Source organism: Caproiciproducens galactitolivorans (assembly GCF_004768785.1).
GTDB classification, from domain to species: Bacteria; Bacillota; Clostridia; order Oscillospirales; family Acutalibacteraceae; genus Caproiciproducens; species Caproiciproducens galactitolivorans.
Window position 1 is genome coordinate 256,524 of sequence record NZ_SRMQ01000002.1, and the last position, 20,288, is coordinate 276,811.

18 protein-coding genes are annotated in these 20,288 nt (G+C 48.6%); 7 read left to right on the forward strand and 11 right to left on the reverse strand.

All coding sequences use genetic code 11. The features are described from left to right. The first annotated feature begins 25 nt into the window (after positions 1-25). Positions 26-562 (forward strand): hypothetical protein, encoded by a 537-nt coding sequence (locus tag CAGA_RS03870; RefSeq protein WP_135657926.1) that lies wholly within the window; start codon positions 26-28, stop codon positions 560-562. A 258-nt stretch (positions 563-820) separates the two neighbouring features. Continuing rightward, a complete protein-coding gene (locus tag CAGA_RS03875; protein WP_135657928.1) occupies positions 821-1,027 on the forward strand; it encodes a helix-turn-helix domain-containing protein in 207 nt (68 codons plus the stop codon). A 185-nt stretch (positions 1,028-1,212) separates the two neighbouring features. On the opposite strand, the gene CAGA_RS03880 is transcribed toward CAGA_RS03875, so the two are convergent. Both CAGA_RS03880 and CAGA_RS03885 read right to left on the reverse strand, forming a co-directional pair. Continuing rightward, positions 1,213-1,620: a manganese catalase family protein gene (locus tag CAGA_RS03880; protein ID WP_407932260.1), complete on the reverse strand. Its 408-nt coding sequence runs from the start codon at positions 1,618-1,620 to the stop codon at positions 1,213-1,215. 18 nt (positions 1,621-1,638) lie between these two features. Further along, positions 1,639-3,219 carry a recombinase family protein gene (locus CAGA_RS03885; protein WP_167875148.1) on the reverse strand — a complete coding sequence of 527 codons (1,581 nt, stop codon included), beginning with the start codon at positions 3,217-3,219 and terminating at the stop codon, positions 1,639-1,641. A 74-nt stretch (positions 3,220-3,293) separates the two neighbouring features. Between CAGA_RS03885 and CAGA_RS03890 the strand changes: the two genes are divergently transcribed. Next, positions 3,294-3,473, forward strand: a complete 180-nt coding sequence (locus CAGA_RS03890; RefSeq protein WP_135657933.1) for a hypothetical protein — start codon at positions 3,294-3,296, stop codon at positions 3,471-3,473. A gap of 479 nt (positions 3,474-3,952) precedes the next feature. On the opposite strand, the gene cphA is transcribed toward CAGA_RS03890, so the two are convergent. From cphA to CAGA_RS03930, 8 genes are all read right to left on the reverse strand, one after another. Then, a complete protein-coding gene (cphA, locus tag CAGA_RS03895) occupies positions 3,953-6,556 on the reverse strand; it encodes a cyanophycin synthetase (protein ID WP_135657935.1) in 2,604 nt (867 codons plus the stop codon). Then, positions 6,546-7,355, reverse strand: a complete 810-nt coding sequence (locus CAGA_RS03900) for a cyanophycinase (RefSeq protein WP_135657938.1) — start codon at positions 7,353-7,355, stop codon at positions 6,546-6,548. Before CAGA_RS03900 ends, cphA begins: the two co-directional genes overlap by 11 nt. After that, the gene (iadA, locus tag CAGA_RS03905) at positions 7,309-8,463 is read right to left on the reverse strand and encodes a beta-aspartyl-peptidase (RefSeq protein ID WP_135657940.1); all 1,155 of its coding nucleotides are present in this window, start codon (positions 8,461-8,463) and stop codon (positions 7,309-7,311) included. The genes CAGA_RS03900 and iadA overlap by 47 nt, the downstream gene beginning before the upstream one ends. A gap of 144 nt (positions 8,464-8,607) precedes the next feature. Beyond that, the gene (locus CAGA_RS03910; protein WP_135657942.1) at positions 8,608-9,087 is read right to left on the reverse strand and encodes a 6-carboxytetrahydropterin synthase; all 480 of its coding nucleotides are present in this window, start codon (positions 9,085-9,087) and stop codon (positions 8,608-8,610) included. Then, entirely contained in the window at positions 9,077-10,474 is a 1,398-nt protein-coding gene (locus tag CAGA_RS03915) for a TIGR03111 family XrtG-associated glycosyltransferase (RefSeq protein ID WP_135657944.1), read from the reverse strand. Before CAGA_RS03915 ends, CAGA_RS03910 begins: the two co-directional genes overlap by 11 nt. Next, positions 10,458-11,054 carry an exosortase family protein XrtG gene (gene xrtG / locus CAGA_RS03920; protein ID WP_135657946.1) on the reverse strand — a complete coding sequence of 199 codons (597 nt, stop codon included), beginning with the start codon at positions 11,052-11,054 and terminating at the stop codon, positions 10,458-10,460. Before xrtG ends, CAGA_RS03915 begins: the two co-directional genes overlap by 17 nt. Continuing rightward, a complete protein-coding gene (locus tag CAGA_RS03925) occupies positions 11,051-11,833 on the reverse strand; it encodes a Firmicu-CTERM sorting domain-containing protein (protein ID WP_135657948.1) in 783 nt (260 codons plus the stop codon). Before CAGA_RS03925 ends, xrtG begins: the two co-directional genes overlap by 4 nt. Before the next feature lie 40 nt (positions 11,834-11,873). After that, positions 11,874-12,242, reverse strand: coding sequence for a 6-carboxytetrahydropterin synthase (locus CAGA_RS03930; RefSeq protein WP_135657950.1), 369 nt, complete (start codon positions 12,240-12,242; stop codon positions 11,874-11,876). A gap of 288 nt (positions 12,243-12,530) precedes the next feature. Here CAGA_RS03930 and CAGA_RS03935 point away from each other — a divergent pair, with 288 nt between their 5' ends. From CAGA_RS03935 to ade, 3 genes are all read left to right on the forward strand, one after another. Further along, a complete protein-coding gene (locus CAGA_RS03935; protein WP_135657952.1) occupies positions 12,531-14,006 on the forward strand; it encodes a glycosyltransferase family protein in 1,476 nt (491 codons plus the stop codon). A 199-nt stretch (positions 14,007-14,205) separates the two neighbouring features. Beyond that, positions 14,206-15,267 carry an NAD(P)-dependent alcohol dehydrogenase gene (locus CAGA_RS03940; protein ID WP_135657955.1) on the forward strand — a complete coding sequence of 354 codons (1,062 nt, stop codon included), beginning with the start codon at positions 14,206-14,208 and terminating at the stop codon, positions 15,265-15,267. A gap of 311 nt (positions 15,268-15,578) precedes the next feature. Continuing rightward, a complete protein-coding gene (ade, locus tag CAGA_RS03945; protein WP_135657957.1) occupies positions 15,579-17,375 on the forward strand; it encodes an adenine deaminase in 1,797 nt (598 codons plus the stop codon). A 119-nt stretch (positions 17,376-17,494) separates the two neighbouring features. Here ade and CAGA_RS03950 read toward each other — a convergent pair whose 3' ends face one another. Further along, positions 17,495-18,946, reverse strand: coding sequence for an MDR family MFS transporter (locus tag CAGA_RS03950; RefSeq protein WP_135657959.1), 1,452 nt, complete (start codon positions 18,944-18,946; stop codon positions 17,495-17,497). Between the two features lie 356 nt (positions 18,947-19,302). Between CAGA_RS03950 and CAGA_RS03955 the strand changes: the two genes are divergently transcribed. After that, positions 19,303-20,265 (forward strand): leucine-rich repeat protein, encoded by a 963-nt coding sequence (locus CAGA_RS03955; protein WP_167875149.1) that lies wholly within the window; start codon positions 19,303-19,305, stop codon positions 20,263-20,265. Positions 20,266-20,288: the final 23 nt, after the last annotated feature.

The following is a 20,288-nucleotide window of genomic DNA, read 5'->3' on the forward strand; positions in this document are numbered from 1 at the left end:
GCCCTGACGGGATGGTGAAGTCAAAATGACAATGGATGCAGCTCAGTTTTCAAAAATGAAATATTTATTTCAAACGATGGATAAGCAGATGTTTCTTCAGCACTATCAACGCGATTTTTTTAATAATCACTGTGAAAAAGATTTATTTGAACTGTTTAGAAATATCCCTTCCCGGACCTATCGGGAGAAAATGCGTAAGCAGTGGATTGTGTGCCAGAAAGTAGCCTTGCGTTGTTCCGCAAAATTCTGTGTTTACATTGTAAATCCTGAAGACCATTTTACAGGGTATCTTGCGTTGTGTTCCGAAATTGATCCGAAGTGGAATCAGAACATATTGCGGAAAATAAAAATGCCTATGCTGGAGGAATATGCGCAAATCTATGAGGACTGCAAGTCGCAGGAATTGGTAGTCACCTATTTGTTTGCCGTGCTTGCCAGTCAGTTTAAGGAAGTTGTATTTTCCACGAATTCCACAACCTTTGCAGGCCTTTGCTTTGGCTCGGAGGAATGGATGTTACCCATTTATCCGAAAAGGCAAAGCCGGTATTTGGTGGTTCAGTAATAAACTGCTGCTTTGTGTGCAGCAGCGGGATGTTTTTTGTTCAAATGGAATCACAGTGCGAATAAATACATGCTGGAAGAAACGAAAAGGCAATGCAGAAAAAAAAGCAGCCCCAAGACAGACGAATTCCCTTGGCACAATGGATTACGGCCTCCTTCGGACCGTAGGGAACACGCCTTTGGCGCTGCGGAAATACCCATCGGCGTATCGATGGGGTTGACATAATATAACCTTTGTTTATTAGGCGGTGAATGAATCATGAAATTTCCTGAACGTTTACACAATTTGCGTAATCAAAGAGGGCTTTCACAGGCGCAGCTTGCGAGAGATATAGGCGCCCATCCAATGTCTATCGGAAATTACGAACGAGGGAATCGGTACCCCTCGGTTCTTACTTTATGCTGTCTTGCTGAATTTTTTGGAGTGAGTACGGATTATCTTTTAGGCAGGACGGACAAGATGTAAAATTGGCGGGTGAGTTTTCAAAACGTTCCGAGGAAAAACGAATACGATTTACCGGGAACCTCCAAATGGCAATTTTCATATGGAGGTTCCCGGTTTTCTTCCTTGTTCCGGGCAAAAAGCGGTATGCGCCGCTATTTGGCTGTAACTGGGCAAAAAAAAAACGCAGCCATTCGGCCGCGCCTTTTTTATTTTCGGTTATCAAACGCAGGATTAAACGCATAGAAGTTCTTCGAATCCAGTTGGTCGGTAATAATGCGCAGCCCTTCGCCAAAGCGCTGGTAGTGCACGATTTCGCGTTCACGAAGAAATTTGATTGGGTCGCGCACATCCGGGTCGTCGGTAAAACGCAGGATGTTGTCGTAGGTGCTGCGCGCTTTTTGTTCGGCCGCCAAATCTTCGTGGATATCCGTTATCGGGTCGCCCTTCACCTGCAGATATGCGGCGGTGAACGGCATACCGGATGAGTCGGCGGGATAAACTCCGTTCGTATGGTTAACAAAGTAAGCGTCAAATCCGCCGGCTTTGATCTCTTCTTCGGTAAGGTTCCGTGTTAACTGATGGACAATTGTGCCAATCATTTCCAAATGTGCCAGTTCTTCTGCTCCATAAGGTTATCCGTTATCCGTATGTCCTTTTTGCAGGCGTGGGAAAAGGATCAGTTCAAAGCCGTCCGGCGCGCCGTTCCGATGCGTCCGGACGGCTTTCGTATAAATCACCTTTTTTAAAACAGACTTGAGAAGCGCGTTTTTTTCCGCCGGAGTCCCGTATTCATACCGTGCGAATACGGGATCTGTTTTTGGCAGGATTTCCTTATTGCGCTCAGGTTTAAGCGCCTGTATTTCCGCCTGGATTTGTGTAATCGTTTTTTCTGTATATTCCAATTGTTCCAGATTCCTTTTCAGGCGTTCTTGGAATATAGGGGTGGTATAAACGCCCTTTTCGAAAAATTCATAAATCCGTTCTTGCTGTTTTATCAGCTCTCTCTGCTTGCGAATCATTTTCGCGAGGGCCTGCTTTTTCCACTCTGATTGCGGCGTCTGGCGGGATGCGGCTTCGTATGGAAGCTGATAACCGGATAGCCAGCCGCGCAGCGCAAGCAGGATTCGATCCTCGGCGCAGTCCAGCCTACAGCTGATGTTCCGGCAGGCGGGTGCAGGGCACATCAGCGTGGCGGCCGCCCCTTTTTGAGGGCGGCGTACCATTTTCCGTCCGCAGATCCCGCAGACCACCAGCCCGGCAAGCGGGTTTTGCGTTTCGTATTCTCGTGGGCATGGGCGGGAAGGGTTTTCTTTCAGTCGGCGCTGTACCGTTTCCCACGTTTTATTATCAATCAGCGCCGGATGCAGCCCGTCCTTTAGAATCCAGTCCTCCGGTTTTGCGCGGGGGCGGGTTTTTACCATTTCGCCGTTCTCTATTTTCTTCCGGACGGGCCGCGCGTTCCATCGGACTTTTCCGATGTAGACCGGATTGCGCAGCATCGTCTGGATGGAAGAGGCAGTCCAGACGCAGCCCTTTGCGGTTGGAATTCCCAGGCTGTTGAGCTTGCTGGCGATTTTGGAAATACCGGTTTCGTCCATGCCGCCGTCTGCCCTTTTTTCGCCGTATGCATACAGGCTGAAAATCAGCTTTACAACGGGGGCCTGTTCCTCGTCGGGTTGAAGGGTATAACCGCGGCCGTTTTCAATTTTCACGCGGCGGTAGCCGTATGGTGGTTTGCTTCCGTTATATTTACCTTCCATTACCGATGCGATGCGGCCCCGCTGTAAACGCCGGTTGATGGTTTTGTACTCACGCCGGCTCATAAATAATCCGAATTCGAAATATTCCTCATCGTATTCGTTATTCGGGTCATAGGTTTTCATTGGCGTAATGATCTTGGTCCCGCTCAATTTGAAAGTCTGGGCAACAATGCCCTGGTCGATTGTGTCGCCGCGGGCGAGACGCTCCACTTCCATTACGAGTACGCCGTCCCAGACGCCTCGTCCCACCTCGGCCAGAAGCCGCTGCATGACCGGCCTGGCTGCGATGGTTTCGCCGGATACGATTTCGCGGTAGATTTCGGATATTTCCAAATGTAGCCGCCTGGAAAGCTCCAGCAGCGTTTTTTCATGGCGGGCAAGCGTTTCGCCCTCGCCGCGGGCTTCCGCTTCCGCATCCGCGCGGGATTTGCGTAAATAAAGGCAGTAGGGCATTTTTTTCGCCTCCGTAGAGAGTGGTGTCATAGGACAATTCTCAATAGGAATACACATGTAGCGTGGTGATAATCATGCTTGCGAAAATTCCGGCTGAAGGGGAAATCGTAGAAGAATATTCCATTGGGGGGACGCGGATTCTTTTCTGCGACGCCGCCTTCGCGGACAATGCTCCGGACGATGAACGCAGGATTCTGAGTCAGGCGGCGCAGGCTTCGATAAACATCCTTTTGAAAGGACAAAACAGAAAATAGGGGAATCTTTGCAAGCCGTTTTATGTATATGGAAAAAGCGCCTGCCGAATGTATCAATAGGCGTTCAGTCGAACTACATAGCCATGACTCGAGTCTTGCTAATAGATAGGATTGTTTCTTTAAAAAAGCTTCATTTTCTCCCACAGGCTTACAAGCCAGCTTAAGTTCGAATTTTGCTGCATACTTCCCACCGCTTACAATTCGGCAAAGAAAGTATCCAAATATACAGCCGATCGTATTTAAAGAATGTCATCAACATTGAAAACGCCAAGGCAGGTAACGAATTGAACCGACTCGATGGCTGATATTCCAGAACTATCTCCTTATAAATATAAAATCATTTTTTTCAATTTTATAAAGACAACATAGGAGGGATATTGCAACATATTTTTTCAAATATTTTTAAATTAGCAATTTGCAGCAAACGGGTTTCGAAATTATAGAAAAGAAGACATGGATTTTTCCATGTCCTCTTTTCGTTATTGCGCGGGCTTCGCGCCGATTGCGTTTAAATATTCCTGAAGGGGTTCCAGTTTTTCGTAGAGGATAACAATCAGATCGCCGGCATCTGCACTTTCAACGGCTGCTTTTAGAGCTTCCAGCTCGTTTTCGATGACCGTTACTTTTTCTTCATCGTAATTTTTTTCGAGGATTGCGCTTTTAAACAGATTGGCTACTTCCAGCGGTTCCCTGCCGCGCTTGTCCTCATCCTCCTTAATATAAATCCGGTCGAAGGATTCGGCGCATAAAGCGCCTACCGAGCGGATGGCTTTATCGCTGCGGTCGCCGGGCATCCCGATTACACCGACCAGCCTTTTCGGCTGAAAGTGTTTGCAGGCCCGAATGACCTCTTGATATCCCGGAAGGTTATGCCCGTAATCAAGCATAATGTGAAAATTATTCACATCATATAAGCTGAAGCGTCCGCTGTTTTGTTTATACGACCGCAGGCCCTGTGCGATTCTATCGGCGGGAATCCCCAGCGCATAGAGGGCTGCGGTTGCGGCCAGCGAATTTTCAATATTGCATGCAATCTTTCCGCCGCAGGTGATCGGGACATCCGCTGCAGGAAGAAGGGAAATCAGGGTTTCTTTTTCCTGTATGCGAATCCATCCGTCCTGTGCAAACACCCGGATCTGCTCCTCTTTGCCGATTTTTTCGAAACGGTTGTTTTTTGAAAAGAGGACGATATTTGCCCTTGTCCGTTCCGCCAGATAGGGGGTCATACCGTCTTCCGCGTTCAAAACAGCGTAGCCGTTTTCCTTAACCGCTTCCGTTACCAGAGATTTGACGTAAGCGAGGTCCTCCAGCGTTTCGGTTCCGTCCATTCCCAAATGGTCTTCGCCAATATTCATCACAATTCCGACGTCGGCCAGATCATACCCCAGACCTTCCCGGATAATGCCGCCGCGTGCAGTTTCCAGAACCGCACAATCGATATCCTTATTCGATAAAAGGGTTTTGGCGCTGCGCGGCCCGGAATGATCGCCTTTAAAAAGGCATTTTCCGTTCACAAACGTTCCGCTGGTGCTGGTCAAACCAACCTTTCTGTCGCATAAAGACAGCGTGTGGGCTATCAGGCGCGCCGTTGTGGTTTTTCCATTGGTTCCGGTAACGGAAACAATGGGGAAGCGGATGGATTCGTCCGTAGGGAACAGAAGATCCACAATGTCTGCCGCAACATTCCGCGGCGTGCCCTGGCTTGGGTAAATGTGCATGCGAATGCCGGGCGCGGAATTTACTTCCACAATCACGCCTCCGGTATCCAAAATGGATTTTGAGATATCCTCCGTGACGATGTCGATTCCCGCAATGTCAATCCCGATGGATTTCGCGGCCCGGACGGCAAGCTCCGCGTTTTCCGGATGAATCTGGTCGGTGCAGTCGATTGCCGTGCCGCCGGTGCTCAGGTTCCCGTTTGCGCGAAGCTTTACCACCCGGCCTTGCTCCGGAATGGAATCCACCGTCAAATTTTCATTTTCCAGGATACGGATGGAAATTTCATCGATCTTGATTTTTGTCAGGGGCTTTTCGTGCTGTTCCCCGCGGTTTTCATCCAGATTTACCAGATCGACCAGTTCCCTGACCGTATGCTTTCCGTCGCCGACAACCATGGCGGGCAGGCGCTTGGCAACCGCGCTCACTTTATTGCCGACCACAAGCACACGGTAATCGTTTCCCCTTACAAATTTTTCAACGATCACCCCGCTGCCGTATTTGCATCCCTCGCGGAACGCGTTTTTAATATCTTCTTCCCGGTCTAAATTTAAAACGACGCCCTTTCCCTGATTGCCGTCACAGGGCTTCAGCACGACGGGAAGGCCGATCTGCTTTGCCGCGATGACGGCGGAGATTTCGGAATAGACCACCTTTCCGTACGGCACGGGAATGTGGTTTTCGGCAAGAATGGTTTTCGTAAGCTGTTTGTTGCAGGAGATGTCGGCGGCGATGCAGGATGTTGCGTCCGTCAGGGTGGATTCCACAATCCGGCTGTACTTTCCGTAGCCGAGCTGCACAAGGCTTTCGTGGCCGATCCTCGTTACCGGAATGTTCCGGCGCTTCGCTTCCTGCACAATCGCCGTGGTGCTTGGGCCAAGCTCCGCATCGATGGAGATTTTTTTTAGATAATCCATAAAGAACTGCGTGTCGGGTTCTGTGCCGTTGAGAAAACAATTCAAAATAAAAACAGCGGTTTTCCCGCATTCCAGCCCGCAGACCTCGTTCTGAAACTCATAAACAAGGTAGTAAACCGAAGGCTCCTCCAGCACACGGGTTTTCCCGAATTTTACTTTGTAGCCGAGCATGTACTGCATTTCCAGAATAACATGCTCAAGCACATGCGCAAGGTAGGTCCCTTCTTTCAGCCGTTTCAGGAAACCGCCCTCGTACCCAAGACTGCAGCAGTTTTTTCTAAGCCCCGGAAAGGCTTTCAGCAGGCGGTCATGGAACCCCTCGATATCCTTTGTGGGGATATCCCAATATTCACCGATGTCCACGATCAGTTTCATAATGGGCCTGTGGCAGTAAATATTCCGGCCCGGATAGGTAATAAAGTCCAGAATTCGTATTTTATCAGTTCCCATCTTTTAAACGTAAGACCTTTCTTTCAGTCAGATCAAATCCATACCCCTGGGGAAGCGCGTGAACCGTTACGCCCATAATGGCAAGGATCTCATCCGGGTTTAGTTCGGAAACATTCGAACTCTGAATGGTTTTCCCATCAATGATCGTTACCGCGTTCGAGCCGATAATTTCGAAGTGCAGGTCGGGGTAAACTTTGATGGCGGTATCCTCGTCAATACCGATTCCCAAAACATCCGGGTTCTCCGCCACCCCGCAAAGCAGCCGCCCGAACCGCCCGCGCTGATCGAAATGCTGGTCGATAATCACGCCGTTCAAAAGGCCCAGCCCCGGCGCCATTTTCAGGGTGCATTTCCGGGCGGGCTCATTGTCTTTCCCCTGAACCACCATGGTGGAAGTCATTACGGACGCGCCGGCGCTGGTTCCCATAATGATTCCACCCTCGTCGTAAAGATTTTTTATTTCGCTGTATGCCTTTGTTCCGCCCAAAATGCTTGTGATGCGGAGCTGGTCGCCGCCCGTCATAAAAATGCATTTGGATTTTCGGATCATTTCGCAGTAATGCTCATTTTCCGCGTTCTCGCGCGTGTTGATATTTAAGATTTCGATATTGGTTACGCCAAGCCGTTCGAATACCTCGTGATAATTTGCCCCGACCTTTTCCGGGTTTTCCGTCGCCGTAGTTAAGACCGTAAGAATATCATTATCGGAGAGCATTTCGGGCGCTTGCTTCAGGATTACGCTTTCGCCGTTCTTATCTTCTGCGCCTCCGATAATGATAAGGTAACCTCTTTTTTGCATTCTTTTCACCTGTGTTTTCATATTCTTTCAACAGTTTCCCTGCGCTGAAAAGTTTTTTTATTTCGTAATTTCGGCTGATGACCAGAATGTCCGCATCGCTTCCTTCCAGAAGCGCTCCTTTTCGGGGGTATAGCTTCAATACTTTTGCCACATTCTGCGTCACCAGGCTAAATGCGGTTTCCGGGTCGATTTTTTTATAAGTAATACAGCGGAGAATGTCCTCCCACAAAGTATGAATGCGGCTGACAGTACCGTTTGGATTACTTCCGTTTGCATCAGAACTGACTGTAACGTTTTTCAAACTGCATCCGGATCGGATCAGCCGTTCTACTGCGTCCGGGACGGAAATCCCGTCGGTTTCGCCGGTTGTAAGGTCAATGCAACCCCCAGACTTGCAGTATTCCACCGCCTGTCCAAATAATTCCCTGTCGCGGTTCACATGGGTGGGGACAAATTCTTCCATAGGCAGTTCGCTGTGCTCCAGCATCTGCAGAACAGGAGCCAGCCCCTGTTTCCCGCTGCCCATATGCAGGTGCAGAACGCCGGCTTTTTTTCCAAGGAGTCCTCCTAAGTGGGTGTCCGACGCCATTTTCAGCATCTCATGCAGCCCGCAGTGGGAGGAACGGTGGTCTGAAACGGCAATTTCGCCGATTCCGATTACCTTATCAATAAATGCCAAATCGCGCACGATGCTTCCGGTAAAGGTGACGGGCGGCATGGAATATGCACCGGAATAAAGATAGGTTGTGATTCCCGCCTCCTCCAATGCTTTTGCTTTTGCGTAAAGGGCGTCTAGGCTTCGGGTACAGCTGTCCGCGCCCAGCAATCCCACAAGGGTGGTAACGCCGGTTTCCAGAATTTCGTTGGCCTCGATTTCCCCAATGCGGCTTATAAAGCCTCCTTCGCCGCCGCCGCCCAGAATATGGACGTGCTGGTCAATCAGGCCCGGCAAGGCGATTAGGCCGCCGCAATCGTAAATGTGTACATATTCGCTGTTTAGGTGGATTTCGGGCCGTATCTTTTCAATTTTTCCCCCGCTTATCAAAATATCATTTTTTCCGATGTGTTTTGGGGTGTAACATTCAAGGCCCTTTAAAAGAACAATCATTTTGCCAGATTCCTAACATTCCGGTTTTAAGTTTTATTATGGGATACTATTTTGTTTTTTATGCTTTCTTCCCATGATGATTTGTTCGAATTTCGATAAAAAAAGAACGGCCCATGCAGAGCCGTCCTTTTTCATGCCCCGTGTTTACGACAGAGCGCCGTTTTCCGGGTGAAGATATTCGTTGATGATATTGGTAATGTACTGTTCCTGCGCGTCCTTATCCAATCCGGATAAAGCCGGTTTTTCCAGACTGGACGTATCATCCGCGTAAGTCATAACATAGGACCGCGCGGGCGTTTCGCTGACTTCAATCCTTTTCAGCTCCCAGCCCTCGTTTTTGAGTATCCGGTCAATTTTGTCCCGAAAGACTTCACATATATTTTCCAGAGTGGGATTTATTTCGTTAAAAGGTTCCACTTCGTTGATCAGCTTGTCCTGATACTTGTCGAACATCGCGTCAATAACCGCTTCCATATCGTTGAAACGCACAAAGCGATCGTTCCTCTTAACGGCTATAATGCTGATTTCCCAGGTGTGCGGATGTACTTCGCCGGTTCGGCCGTTAATTTGAATCGCATGGTTTGCGTTCAGATAAAATTTAAACTTGTACTGTTCAAATCCCAATTTTCATTTCCCCTTTACGCATTGTCCGCACGCGTTTTTGTTTATGTATGAAGAAGCAGGAAAAAACAAAAAGATCGGACCGGACAACCTTGCGGAATTTCGAAAATTCCTCCGTAATATTGCTGGTACGCCAACTATTGTGCCCTTTTATGCTGTTGATGATCCCCGCAACACGGATCCAGAAAACAATAAAATTGTAGAGCGGCAGCAGAAATATCAGATAGAACTTAGACCGGTAGAAGCTTTTGTATTCCGGGAAATTCGAAAAGTAGATATTGACGTTCAGATAGAATAAAAATGTTGTTAAAACATACATACAGTATAAAATCAGAACGGATGTGACAATATGCTGTACCTGGGAACCCCAGAACGCAAGGAAGATAAGCGCAAAGTACCAGATCATCCGGGGAAAGACAAACGTATGGTCAAACAGCAGGAGACGCACCATAAAGTTCGAAAAGAAGCCGGGCAGCAGTGAGAATTTTTCCATATGGAACATGTGGGCGACTTCCAGCTCGCCGCGCTGCCAACGCTGGCGCTGCACATACAGCTTGTTGAAGTCTTCGATCGGGTCCACCAGAAAAAACGCGTTTTCACAGATATACACCTTTTGCTTCAGCAGCTTGCGCACCTGAAAGGTTACGTGGGTGTCTTCGCTGACGGTGTCGGTGTTGTAGAGCTGCGTTTTCAAAATAGTGGATTTCCGGAAGGCGGAAAACGCGCCAGACAGGGTAAAAATACTGTTCAGCTCCGCTTCGAAATTCCTGCCGACCAGAAACGCCTGGCAGTATTCCATGAATTCCAGTTTGCGGAACAGGCGCTTTAAGGGACCCTTCGTCTGATTAATTAAATCCGGGTCGGTCAAAATGCTTCCCGTCATACAATGGATGTTCAGGTTGTTTTCAAACCGCACGACGATGTTCTTCAGCGCGTCGGGGTGCAGCTTTCCGTCGCTGTCGATATGGATTATGTATTTTCCTTCGCTGTTATACAGCGCCATATTCAGCGCCTTGGATTTACCCTGCTTTGCGTTCAGCCACTGCATGGACAGTTTCGGGAATTTCGCTTGTGCCATTTGATAGACAAGGAAACTGTCATCGGTGCTTTTGTTATTCACCAACAGGATATCGATTAAATCCAAAGGGTAATTGGAATGATAAACGGATTCAAGGCACGCTTCCAGCGTGTCGCTGGAATTGTAAACCGGGATAATCAGGGAGATTTCGGGCAAAAGGATCGGGTTCTTTTCCTTTTTTTGGCGAACCCCCTTTTTCAGAAGCAGGAAAAAGCTGATTACGGAAGGCACGCCTTCCATTACAAGCGGGATAAAGATCCATGCCAGCCAGAAAATGAACTGGCTGGATAAAAATTTAATGATTTCCAGCATAACGGAAGCCTCCGACTTTCTGCCTTCTGATCTGGGCTTTTGTAAACACAAGGAAATAGAGGGCGATGGAAAGGATGTAGAACACCATGCGCCCCACTATGGAATGCGCCAGATAGAAAGCGCTCAAACCGCGGTAGTAAACCATCATACAGATTAGGAATACGCGCAGGATGTTTGCGGCAAATATCCAGACAACCGCCCCCACTCCGATCATCAGCTTTTCCTTGACGCTGAAAACGGGGAAAAAGCAAAGCATGCAGAGAAACGCCATAATTTCAATAATCCCGGAACATTCCAGGTCAATATACAGGGAAATGACGGAGGATTTCGCGTTGGGAACAAATAAGATTCCCAGTTGCGTGGAGGCTTCGTACATATGCGTTGCCTGTCCCACCAGCCCCGAAACGTAGGATATTAGTTTGGAGAAAGGAACGGACAGGGAAGGGCTGACCCATATCATCATAAAGACAAAAACGCCCACACTACCCCAGACAAAGGTAAAGAAATCCAGTTTGGAACGGTATCCGACCCTAAGAATATAAAGCCATATGATAAAACACAGGATGGAAACTGCCGTCATACCAACTGTTTACCTTTCTTTCTGTAAAGTAAATATCCAGCAACGGCGAAAGCGGCACAGACCGCAATGCCGATATAGGGAGCAGTATCCGTACCGGCGCACGCGATATGCCGGTACATGAGGTTGGGGGTAAAGAATTCCAGAACGCGGATATCGTCCGGGTCAATGCTGGGTCTCTGGCGTTTCAATTCCGAAAACGGGATTTTCATTTCCAGTTCGTCGTTCACGCCGCCCGGATTCCTTTTCAGTATGGCCTTTGAACCTTTTGCAATGCTCCAAGCAATGCCGGAATCCCCGTGCCTTACCTCTACCGGGTGGATTCCGGGACCGAACGAAGAACTTGTAATCGTGCGTCCTCCGGGCATTACGACCTGAAACATAACCCGTTTCCCGTCGCACCAGAATTCATAATCGTCGCCGATGATGCTGTGGTAGTAGTTTTTTGCCATAATAATATGTAAGTAAACGTATTGGTCGTCCCTGTAAAGCGACATCTTATGCCGGATTGTTGTGTTGTAGGGCTTTCCATTTTCATCGGTGTAGGTAACTGTTTCGTTTTTTTGCGTGGCAGGGTTCCATTGGTTATACAGGATATAGGGGTTGTTCCAGTTATATTCATAGGAATACGGAACGTCTTTCCAGTCGTCGAAATTCCCGTCAATCTGAATAACGGAATTGCCGGAGCTCGATGGGATTCCGCTTGCAAAAGCATATGCCGGGGAGCAAATCGCCATAAGCGCGGAAAGAACCAGCAGTATAAAAAAACGATGTTGCTTCATTTGTACACGCATCCTTTCTTGGTTATTATAGTAGGCAGAATTAAAAAATTTCTTTTTCTGATATACTAAAAATCCGGGTAGGGGTTTCGCTGATTTCCAGCGTTAATAATTCGAATCCGTTTTCCCGGACGATGGATTTCAAATGGCTGTAAAAAACTCTTCCGATATTTTCAATGGTGGGATCCAGCTCATAGAAGGAAGCGGTTTCGTTCAGATATGCCCCTTCATAAATTTTAAAATAATTCTGTATAATTTTTTCGATTACATCATATTTACTGAATTTATTGTTAAAATTTTGTAAATATAGAATGATTTTTATTGTGTGAAAATGAGCCGACTGCTTTGATACAGAAACCGGGTTATGCGAAATATGCAGTTTGAATGTGTATTTGTAGGCTTTGTTCCACATGTGTTTCCTCAAATCGACAAATTTCTCTTTTTTTCTATTTTATCACAGTTTCTTTAATCTGTAATCAAGAAAATAAAAATAAATGCTAGAATACCATAGATTATTGAAAAAAAGGAGTGCGGATCTTTGCGCGGATACCTTGCAAGTTCCAGAAAAAATCGGATTTTTCATTTGTTTTATGAAAAGCCCTCCTCTTTTCCGGAGTGGCTATTTTTCCTGCTGCGGTGTGTTTTTTTGGTTACTTTTACCTGTATTTTCTTGAATGTTTGCTTTTTGAATGCCAGCAGTATGTTTCAGTTTGATATGCCGTTTTCCATTACTATGGCGGGTGTCCTTCTGGTTGTTCTTTTTTTATTGCTCTATAAAGCGAGGGGGATTTCCAAAAGTTGTTCTGCGTTCTTTTCCTTTATCCGCAGGCATCCTGTTCCGTGGGCCGCCGCCGGCCTGTTGGTGCTGTTTGCCCTTCAGATGGTAATGGTACAGGCGATTTACCGCCCGATCGGTTGGGATTGCAGCACCATTGTGGAATCCGCTGCAAAGGGGGATTTGTCCTCCCAGCGTTTTTATTTCTCGACCTACCCGAACAACCTACTAATGTTCTGCCTGCTGAAATATCTGCTGAAAGCCTTTTTTGCCTTCGGCGGCACAGATTACTGGCTGTTTTTGGCGGTCGTGAATGTCCTTGTTGTGGACATAGCAATTTTTCTGGTGTTTCTGATTTGCAGGAAGCAGTTTGGAACCACCTGCGGGTTTGTGTCCCTTCTTCTGTTTGTCATGCTTTTCGGTTTTTCGCCGTGGCTGGTAGTGCCGTACTCCGATACGTTTTCCATGCTGTTCTTCCCGCTTATTTTTCTGCTGTTTCTGAAATGGCGGGAGGAGAAACGGATTGTATGGAAAGGCGCGCTTCTGTTCCTAATCGGTTTTTTGTCGATGGTCGGGTATTATATCAAACCCTATACATTGATCGCCTTGTTTTCAATCGTTATTTATTTGTTTATCCAAAACCTGAACCGCTTGAAACAGCTTGGGTTATGCCTTCTTTCTTTCGTTCTAATTTTCGCCGGCGCGGCAAGTTGCGGTGCGGCTTATAACGTAACTGTGAAGGAACCGTATGCAGAGGTTCTGGACTATTCCCAAGCCCTGCCGATGTCCTATTTTTTTATGATGGGGTTAAATACAAAGGTGTCGGGGAGTACGGGAAAGCCGCTGTATGGCGCGTACAGCGGCGAGGACAATTTGTTTGCATACACGCTGAAAACGCCGGAAGAAAAGAAAGCCGGAACACTCGCAGAGGCAAAAAGGCGCATAGCGGCGTACACCCCCAAGGGATACGCCCGGTTTTTATATAATAAGGCGAACTGGGTGTTTAGCGACGGAACCTTCTGGGTGGAGGGGGAAGGCTACGATGTGGACCAGCCGAGCGTATCGACCGCGCCCTTCAGCAAATGGATGCAAAGTTATTTGCGTTTTTACGGGGCGAATTACCCTCGGTTTGCAAATCTGGTGCAGGCTGTCTGGATTGTGCTTCTCTTTTTGCTGATCTGCCCTTTGCTGAACAACAGCGACGATTATAAAATGCCCCTGATGAATATCCTGCGAATCGCGGGCCTTGGATTTCTACTGTACCAGCTTTTGTTTGAGGCCCGGCCGCGTTATATTATTTCGGCCCTTCCGGTTTTTGTCCTTCTCGCAGTCTGCGGATTTTCCTACTTTCATAAAAATTTGTCCAGCTACGAGGAGTCGGATTTTAAGATTCCCGAATAAAAGAAGCCCGCTGCGGTTCGCGGGCTTCTTTTCTTAATCCGGCCCCTTGTTTTTTACAGAGGTGCAATATCGGCATATTTAATAAAATTTATTAAACTGGAAAACGATTGACTGTTAAAAAATTGGAGATTATAATAAATAATAATAGTTTGTTAATCTTTTGATTAACAGTTAACAAATAAGAGGAAGGAGTAAGAAAATGAAAGGATTTGCAATGTTAGGAATCGGAAAAACAGGTTGGATTGAAAAAGACCGTCCCGCCTGCGGCCCCATGGACGCAATTTGCCGCCCAATTGCCTTGGCACCCTGCACATCGGATATTCATACGGTTTGGGAAGGTGCGCTTGGAGAGCGCAAAGACATGATCCTCGGCCATGAAGCGATCGGTGAGGTTGTTGAAGTAGGCAGCCTTGTAAAAGACTTTAAGCCGGGCGATAAAGTTATTGTCCCCGCGATTACTCCTGATTGGAATTCCCTTGAAGCACAGGCCGGTTACCAGATGCATTCCGGCGGGATGCTTTCAGGATGGAAATTTTCGAACTTTAAAGACGGCGTGTTTGCGGAATTTTTCCATGTAAACGATGCCGACGGCAATTTGGCGCATCTTCCGGAAGGAATGGACCCTGCGGCCGCCTGTATGCTGGCCGATATGGTGCCTACCGGCTTTCACGGCGTGGAGCTTGCCGATATTCAGTTTGGCGATAGTGTGGTCGTTGTCGGTATCGGACCGGTAGGCTTGATGTCTGTAGCCGGTGCGGCTCTCCGCGGTGCTTCCCGTCTGTTTGCTGTTGGTTCCCGCACCAATTGCATCAATGCGGCGAAAGCCTACGGTGCTACGGATATTATTAATTACCGCGAAGGCGATATTGTAGAGCAGGTTATGGAAAAGACGAACGGTAAGGGCGTTGACCGCGTTATCATTGCGGGCGGCGATGTTGACACGTTTGCACAGGCGATTAAAATGCTGAAGCCGGGCGGAAAAATTGGCAACGTCAACTATCTTGGCGAAGGCGATTATATTAAGATCCCGCGTGTTGAATGGGGCTGCGGCATGGGTCACAAGGCGATTGCCGGCGGCTTAATGCCGGGCGGCAGGCTCCGCATGGAAAAACTGGCTTCCCTTATGGTATCCGGCAGGCTCGATACCAGCAAACTGGTTACCCATCGCTTTGAAGGCCTTGATAAGGTTGAAGAGGCACTCATGTTGATGAAAGATAAACCGAAGGATTTGATCAAGCCGGTTGTAACCATCAAGTGGTAAGAAAATATACTTTTAAAGCCGTCCGTCTTTTCAACGGGCGGCTTTTCTTATATCCTATCCAATTGCGCCGGGGCGGCTGATTTTCCGGCTGTATTATCGCTGCAATTTCAGAAAGGTTTCTGTTAAGATTTTACAAGTACTGTTTTCTGATTTATAATAGCAATATCCTTTGTCGGCCCTTTTGCTTCGTGTGAACCGGAAGATAGCGTATAACTTGAAGGCGAAACCCCATTGTACGGTCAAAAGGGCGGCCGATTCCATCGGCAAAAGCAGCATACATAAATACGTCAAAAAGTACTGGAGGTCTACAGATGATAAACAAATTTTGCGCTTCCCCGCTCTGGGAATGCAGCCAAACCCTTGCCGCAGTTGCACAGGGAAGAAAACCCGCCGAAACAGTCATTCGCAACGCAAAGCTAATAAATGTTTGTACGGGCGAAATCCTTCCGGATACGGATGTTGCGATTGCCAGCGGAAGAATTGCGCTGGTGGGCAATGCGGAGCATTGTATCGGCGAAAGCACAGCGGTAATCGACGCGCAGGGGCAGTACATCGCCCCTGGCTTCCTGGACGGGCATATTCATGTGGAATCCTCCATGATGAGCGTGGGGGAATACGCGCGCGCGGTTGTGCCGCACGGAACAACCGGCATTTATATGGATCCCCATGAAATCTGCAATGTGCTGGGGCTTGACGGGGTTCAATGCATGATTGAAGACGCCAAGCGGACGCCGCTGAAAACCATGGTGACTACGCCGTCCTGTGTCCCGGCGGTTCCGGGCTTTGAGGACACCGGCTGTTTTATCGGTCCGAAGGAAGTGGCGGAGACGATGAAATGGGACAGCGTGGTCGGTCTTGGCGAAATGATGAATTTCCCAGGCGTCCTGTCTTCCAGCGAACATGCGCACGGAGAACTAGCGGAAACCCTGAAAGCGAATAAAATCATAACCGGCCATTATTCCATGGCGGAAACCGGACAGGGCCTGAACGCCTATATTGCTTCCGGCGTGCGCTGTTGCCACGAGTCCACCCGCGAGGAAGACGCGCTTCAAAAAATGCGCCTCGGTATGTATGCTATGTTCCGTGAAGGATCCGCATGGCACGACTTGCATGAAGTGGCGAAAAGTATTACCCAGCATAAGATTGACACCCGCTTCGCGGTGCTCATATCCGATGACACGCACCCGTACACGCTCTTAAGCCAGGGGCACCTTGACCACATTGTGCGCCGCGCGGTGCAGGAGGGCATCGACGTTGTTACGGCAATACAGATGGTAACAATCAACTGCGCCCAGTGCTACCAGATGGACCACGATCTCGGCTCCATCGCGCCCGGAAAATGCGCGGATATCGTATTTATTAACGATCTGGAGAAGCTGGAAATTACAAGGGTTCTGATCGACGGCAAAACCGCGGCGAAAAACGGAAAGCTGACGGAGGAGCTTGGGGAATACCGCTATCCGGAATGGGCGACAAAATCCATGCGTGTCCGCGGCACGATCACGCCGGAGTCCTTCCGGATTCCTGCCGAAGGGCAGGAGGTAACCGCGCGCGTGATTGAAATTATACCGGAGCGGGTCGGCACCTTTGAGCGCCATATAAAATTGAGGGTACAGGACGGTCAGGTTTCGTCCGACACAACGCAGGATGTTCTGAAAACCGCGGTTTTCGAACGCCACCATGAAACCGGGAAAGTCGGGTTCGGCTTTGTAAAGGGCTTTGGTATCCGGTGCGGCGCGATGGCCTCCACCGTTGCGCATGACGCGCATAACCTGCTGGTGATCGGAACCAACGACGAAGATATGGCGCTGGCGGCAAACACGCTGATTGCTTGCGGAGGCGGCATGACCGCCGTGCAGAACGGCAAGGTGCTGGGGACAGTTCCGCTCCCAATCGCGGGCCTGATGAACGACAAGCCTCTGGAAGAAATGAGCAGGATTGTGGAGAATTTGAGCGCCGCATGGAAACAGATCGGGTGCAGTATCGTTTCGCCGTTTATGACGATGGCATTGATTCCGCTTGCCTGCCTTCCGGAGCTTCGCTTAACGAACCGCGGGTTGGTGGACTGCACCACCTTCCAGTTCGTCCCGCTTTTTCTTCCCGATTGATCGGTTTTTAGGCAGGGGGGAGCCGTATCAGTATTCCCTGCTGGCAATATGCCCAAAAATCACCCGGAATATCCGCAGCATGCGGGTTTCACCGGGTGATTATATTCTCTATAAATACGTTAATCCGAAGCCTTGTTTTTATCCGGTATGCAGACAGATAAAATCATGCACAGGATGGATATAATGAGAAACAGGATAAGCAGGATATGGAGGGAACTGTTTAAGGCTTCCTTTGTCAGCTCGCCGGTGACGGCGGGATGGGTTGTAGAGGACTTGTATAAATTCCCGGGATTCACCCCATGAATGCCCCGTTCCACAAAGAATTTTGTAAGAAATAAATTGAAAACGCTTCCGAAAATGCTGATCCCGATGGTTTCCCCCAATGTCTTTACCAGGGAATTCGCGGCGGTTGCGGCGCCTCTTTTATTGTATTCTACGGATTGCTGTATCATGATTGTCAAAATCGTAAAAGTGCCCCCAAGGCCAAACCCCATTATAAATACGTAGAGCAAAACGAGGATCAAGGGGGATTTTGTTCCTAAAGTCGGAAGGCACAGGGTGCTGACCAGAAGAATGCCGTTGGAAATCAGGTTCGCTGCCTTTCCGCCACGCCGCACCATGCACCTTCCTAGGACGACCGATGCGATGAGCCACGAAATCGACATCGGTGCCATGCTTAATCCGGAAATTTTCGCGCTGAGGCCGAGTACGTTTTGCAGGTAGATCGGCATATAGCAATCCATGCCAATCATAATCGTGGAGGCCAGAAAGCAAATGATATTCGCAAGCGTGCTTTCTTTTGTAAATATATCAAAGGGGAAAATCGGCTCCTTAGCTTTTTTCTCAATTTTGTAAAACAGGAGCAGCAGAAAAAGCGTCAATGTTATCGACGCGATGAAATATGGTTTCTGGTTTGTATTTCCCGTATTCATTGATAAAAACATATTTAAAAAGATCAGCATTGCCGCGGACAAAGTAATAATTCCGGCAAAATCAAAGGGCTGCTTTTTCTTTTCGAAGCTTTCCTTGATATTCCTTTGGAGAAGAATTACCGAAAGAATGCCAAAAGGAATATTGATGAAGAAAATCCAGTGCCAGGTCAGCGTTTCAATGATGATACCGCCGAGAAACGGTCCCGCCAGGCTGGCAATTCCCCAGACCGTTCCGAGCATTCCCTGTACCTTTGGCCTCTCTTCCAGCGTAAAAACGTCCCCCACGATGGTGTATGTAACCGTAAAAATCGAACCGGCACCCAGCCCTTGAAGGACGCGGAACCCGATCAGCATATACATGTTCTGGGATAATCCGCACAGGAAGCTTCCGGTTATAAAGATGAATATTCCAATGGAGAGAGTGTTTTTTCTGCCGTAAAGGTCGGAGAGCTTCCCGTAAATCGGCGTGGTAATTGCGGATGCCAGTAAGTAAACCGAAAAGACGAAGCTGATCATCTGGAATCCCTGCAAATCCTTCACAATTGTCGGAATCGCGGTCGTTACGACTGTTCCTTCCACAGCGCCTAGAAACATCGCCGTCATAAGCGCGATCATTAAACTTCTCTTTTTCGTATTCATACCTTATCATCCTTATCCGTTATCTGTTTGCGAGTAAAGCAAATGCGGTCGGTTTGACCTACCGATTCTTAATTATTCACGAAAAGCAAAGTACTTTTTATCTTACATGATTTATGGGTTATTAGCAAGGAAAACTGCTATGTTTCAGAGAATTTGCGGTTATAAGAATAAAACAGTAGAAGTTTCTTTGAAAAAGCTTAAATTTTACGTAGGTTTGTAGTATAATAATCAAAAAGAAAGCGGCGCAGCGAGTTCCAAAATTTTTAAGCATTTGGGAGCCGAACCCACCGGGTTTGCGCCCCCTTTTTGTATGGGTCGTGAAATACGAATTTGTGCAACAGAAGGGATGCTTCGGTTTGAAGATACAATATATATCCGTTCCAAACGGAGCGGCGGTTCTTTCATGCGAGGGCGCCGGCTCCGTAGTTTCCATTCCGGAATGCGTTGACGGCCTGCCGGTTCGGGAAATCTGCGCGTACGCTTTTTCCGCTCCGGCCGCCGCCAGACGCTTGCCTCCCAAGGCGGAAATCCGCTCTGCACGGGTAAGCGCCCCCGTGCCGGGAATCGGAGAAACGTTCCTAGGCGGCGCTTCTCTGCGGGAAGTGCAACTGCCTCCCGGGGTACAGGTTATCGGGGAGTACGCGTTTTATAACTGCACCGCGCTGGAACGCCTCTGCCTTAGCGCGGGCGCGGCACGCATCGGCAACGGCGCCTTTATGAACTGTGGCGCGCTGAAGGAAATCCGCTTTTTCGCTTCCCCGGACGAGCAGACCTGCCTGCCCGGCCTTTTAACGGAAACACAGCAGGAGGTGCGTGTTGAGTTCCATGGCGGCGGAGAAACCGCTGTTTGGATTTTTCCCGAATATTTTGAGGAGTCCGTGGAAAACGCTCCCGCGCATATCTTTGAGCATTTCATCCATGGCGCGGGTTACCGTTACCGGCAGTGCTTTCAAGGAAACCGGGTGGACGCGGTTAATTACGATCAGCAGTTTCCCATGGCAAAGATTGAGGCCGAGCCCGCGGCGGCGCTACGCATCGCGCTGGAACGCCTGCGGCATCCTTTTCATCTATCCGAGGCTGCCGAAAAACAGTACCGGTCCCATTTAACAGAAAACGCCGTTGCCGCGGCGGGTCTTTTGATTACGGACGACGACCCGGAGGGGCTTGTATTTTTGGCCGAAAACGGGATATTGACGCGGGAGAGCATCGGCGCGGCGGCGGAAGAAGCGGCGCGCAAGGAGCGCGCGGAATGCCTGAGCGTTTTACTCAACGAACAGCACGCCCGTTTTGCCCCGAAGGAAAAAGTGTTTGACCTGTAGCAAACAGGAAAAGAAGGGAGGCA

Excerpts from the sequence above, each read along its gene's own strand:
- CAGA_RS03870 (WP_135657926.1), top strand. The coding sequence starts at position 26 with ATGACAATGGATGCAGCTCAGTTTTCAAAAATGAAATATTTATTTCAA.
- CAGA_RS03875 (WP_135657928.1), top strand. The coding sequence starts at position 821 with ATGAAATTTCCTGAACGTTTACACAATTTGCGTAATCAAAGAGGGCTT.
- CAGA_RS03885 (WP_167875148.1), bottom strand. The coding sequence starts at position 3,219 with ATGCCCTACTGCCTTTATTTACGCAAATCCCGCGCGGATGCGGAAGCG.
- CAGA_RS03890 (WP_135657933.1), top strand. The coding sequence starts at position 3,294 with ATGCTTGCGAAAATTCCGGCTGAAGGGGAAATCGTAGAAGAATATTCC.
- cphA (WP_135657935.1), bottom strand. The coding sequence starts at position 6,556 with ATGGGAACTGATAAAATACGAATTCTGGACTTTATTACCTATCCGGGC.
- CAGA_RS03900 (WP_135657938.1), bottom strand. The coding sequence starts at position 7,355 with ATGCAAAAAAGAGGTTACCTTATCATTATCGGAGGCGCAGAAGATAAG.
- iadA (WP_135657940.1), bottom strand. The coding sequence starts at position 8,463 with ATGATTGTTCTTTTAAAGGGCCTTGAATGTTACACCCCAAAACACATC.
- CAGA_RS03915 (WP_135657944.1), bottom strand. The coding sequence starts at position 10,474 with ATGCTGGAAATCATTAAATTTTTATCCAGCCAGTTCATTTTCTGGCTG.
- xrtG (WP_135657946.1), bottom strand. The coding sequence starts at position 11,054 with ATGACGGCAGTTTCCATCCTGTGTTTTATCATATGGCTTTATATTCTT.
- CAGA_RS03925 (WP_135657948.1), bottom strand. The coding sequence starts at position 11,833 with ATGAAGCAACATCGTTTTTTTATACTGCTGGTTCTTTCCGCGCTTATG.
- CAGA_RS03930 (WP_135657950.1), bottom strand. The coding sequence starts at position 12,242 with ATGTGGAACAAAGCCTACAAATACACATTCAAACTGCATATTTCGCAT.
- CAGA_RS03935 (WP_135657952.1), top strand. The coding sequence starts at position 12,531 with ATGTTTCAGTTTGATATGCCGTTTTCCATTACTATGGCGGGTGTCCTT.
- CAGA_RS03940 (WP_135657955.1), top strand. The coding sequence starts at position 14,206 with ATGAAAGGATTTGCAATGTTAGGAATCGGAAAAACAGGTTGGATTGAA.
- ade (WP_135657957.1), top strand. The coding sequence starts at position 15,579 with ATGATAAACAAATTTTGCGCTTCCCCGCTCTGGGAATGCAGCCAAACC.
- CAGA_RS03950 (WP_135657959.1), bottom strand. The coding sequence starts at position 18,946 with ATGAATACGAAAAAGAGAAGTTTAATGATCGCGCTTATGACGGCGATG.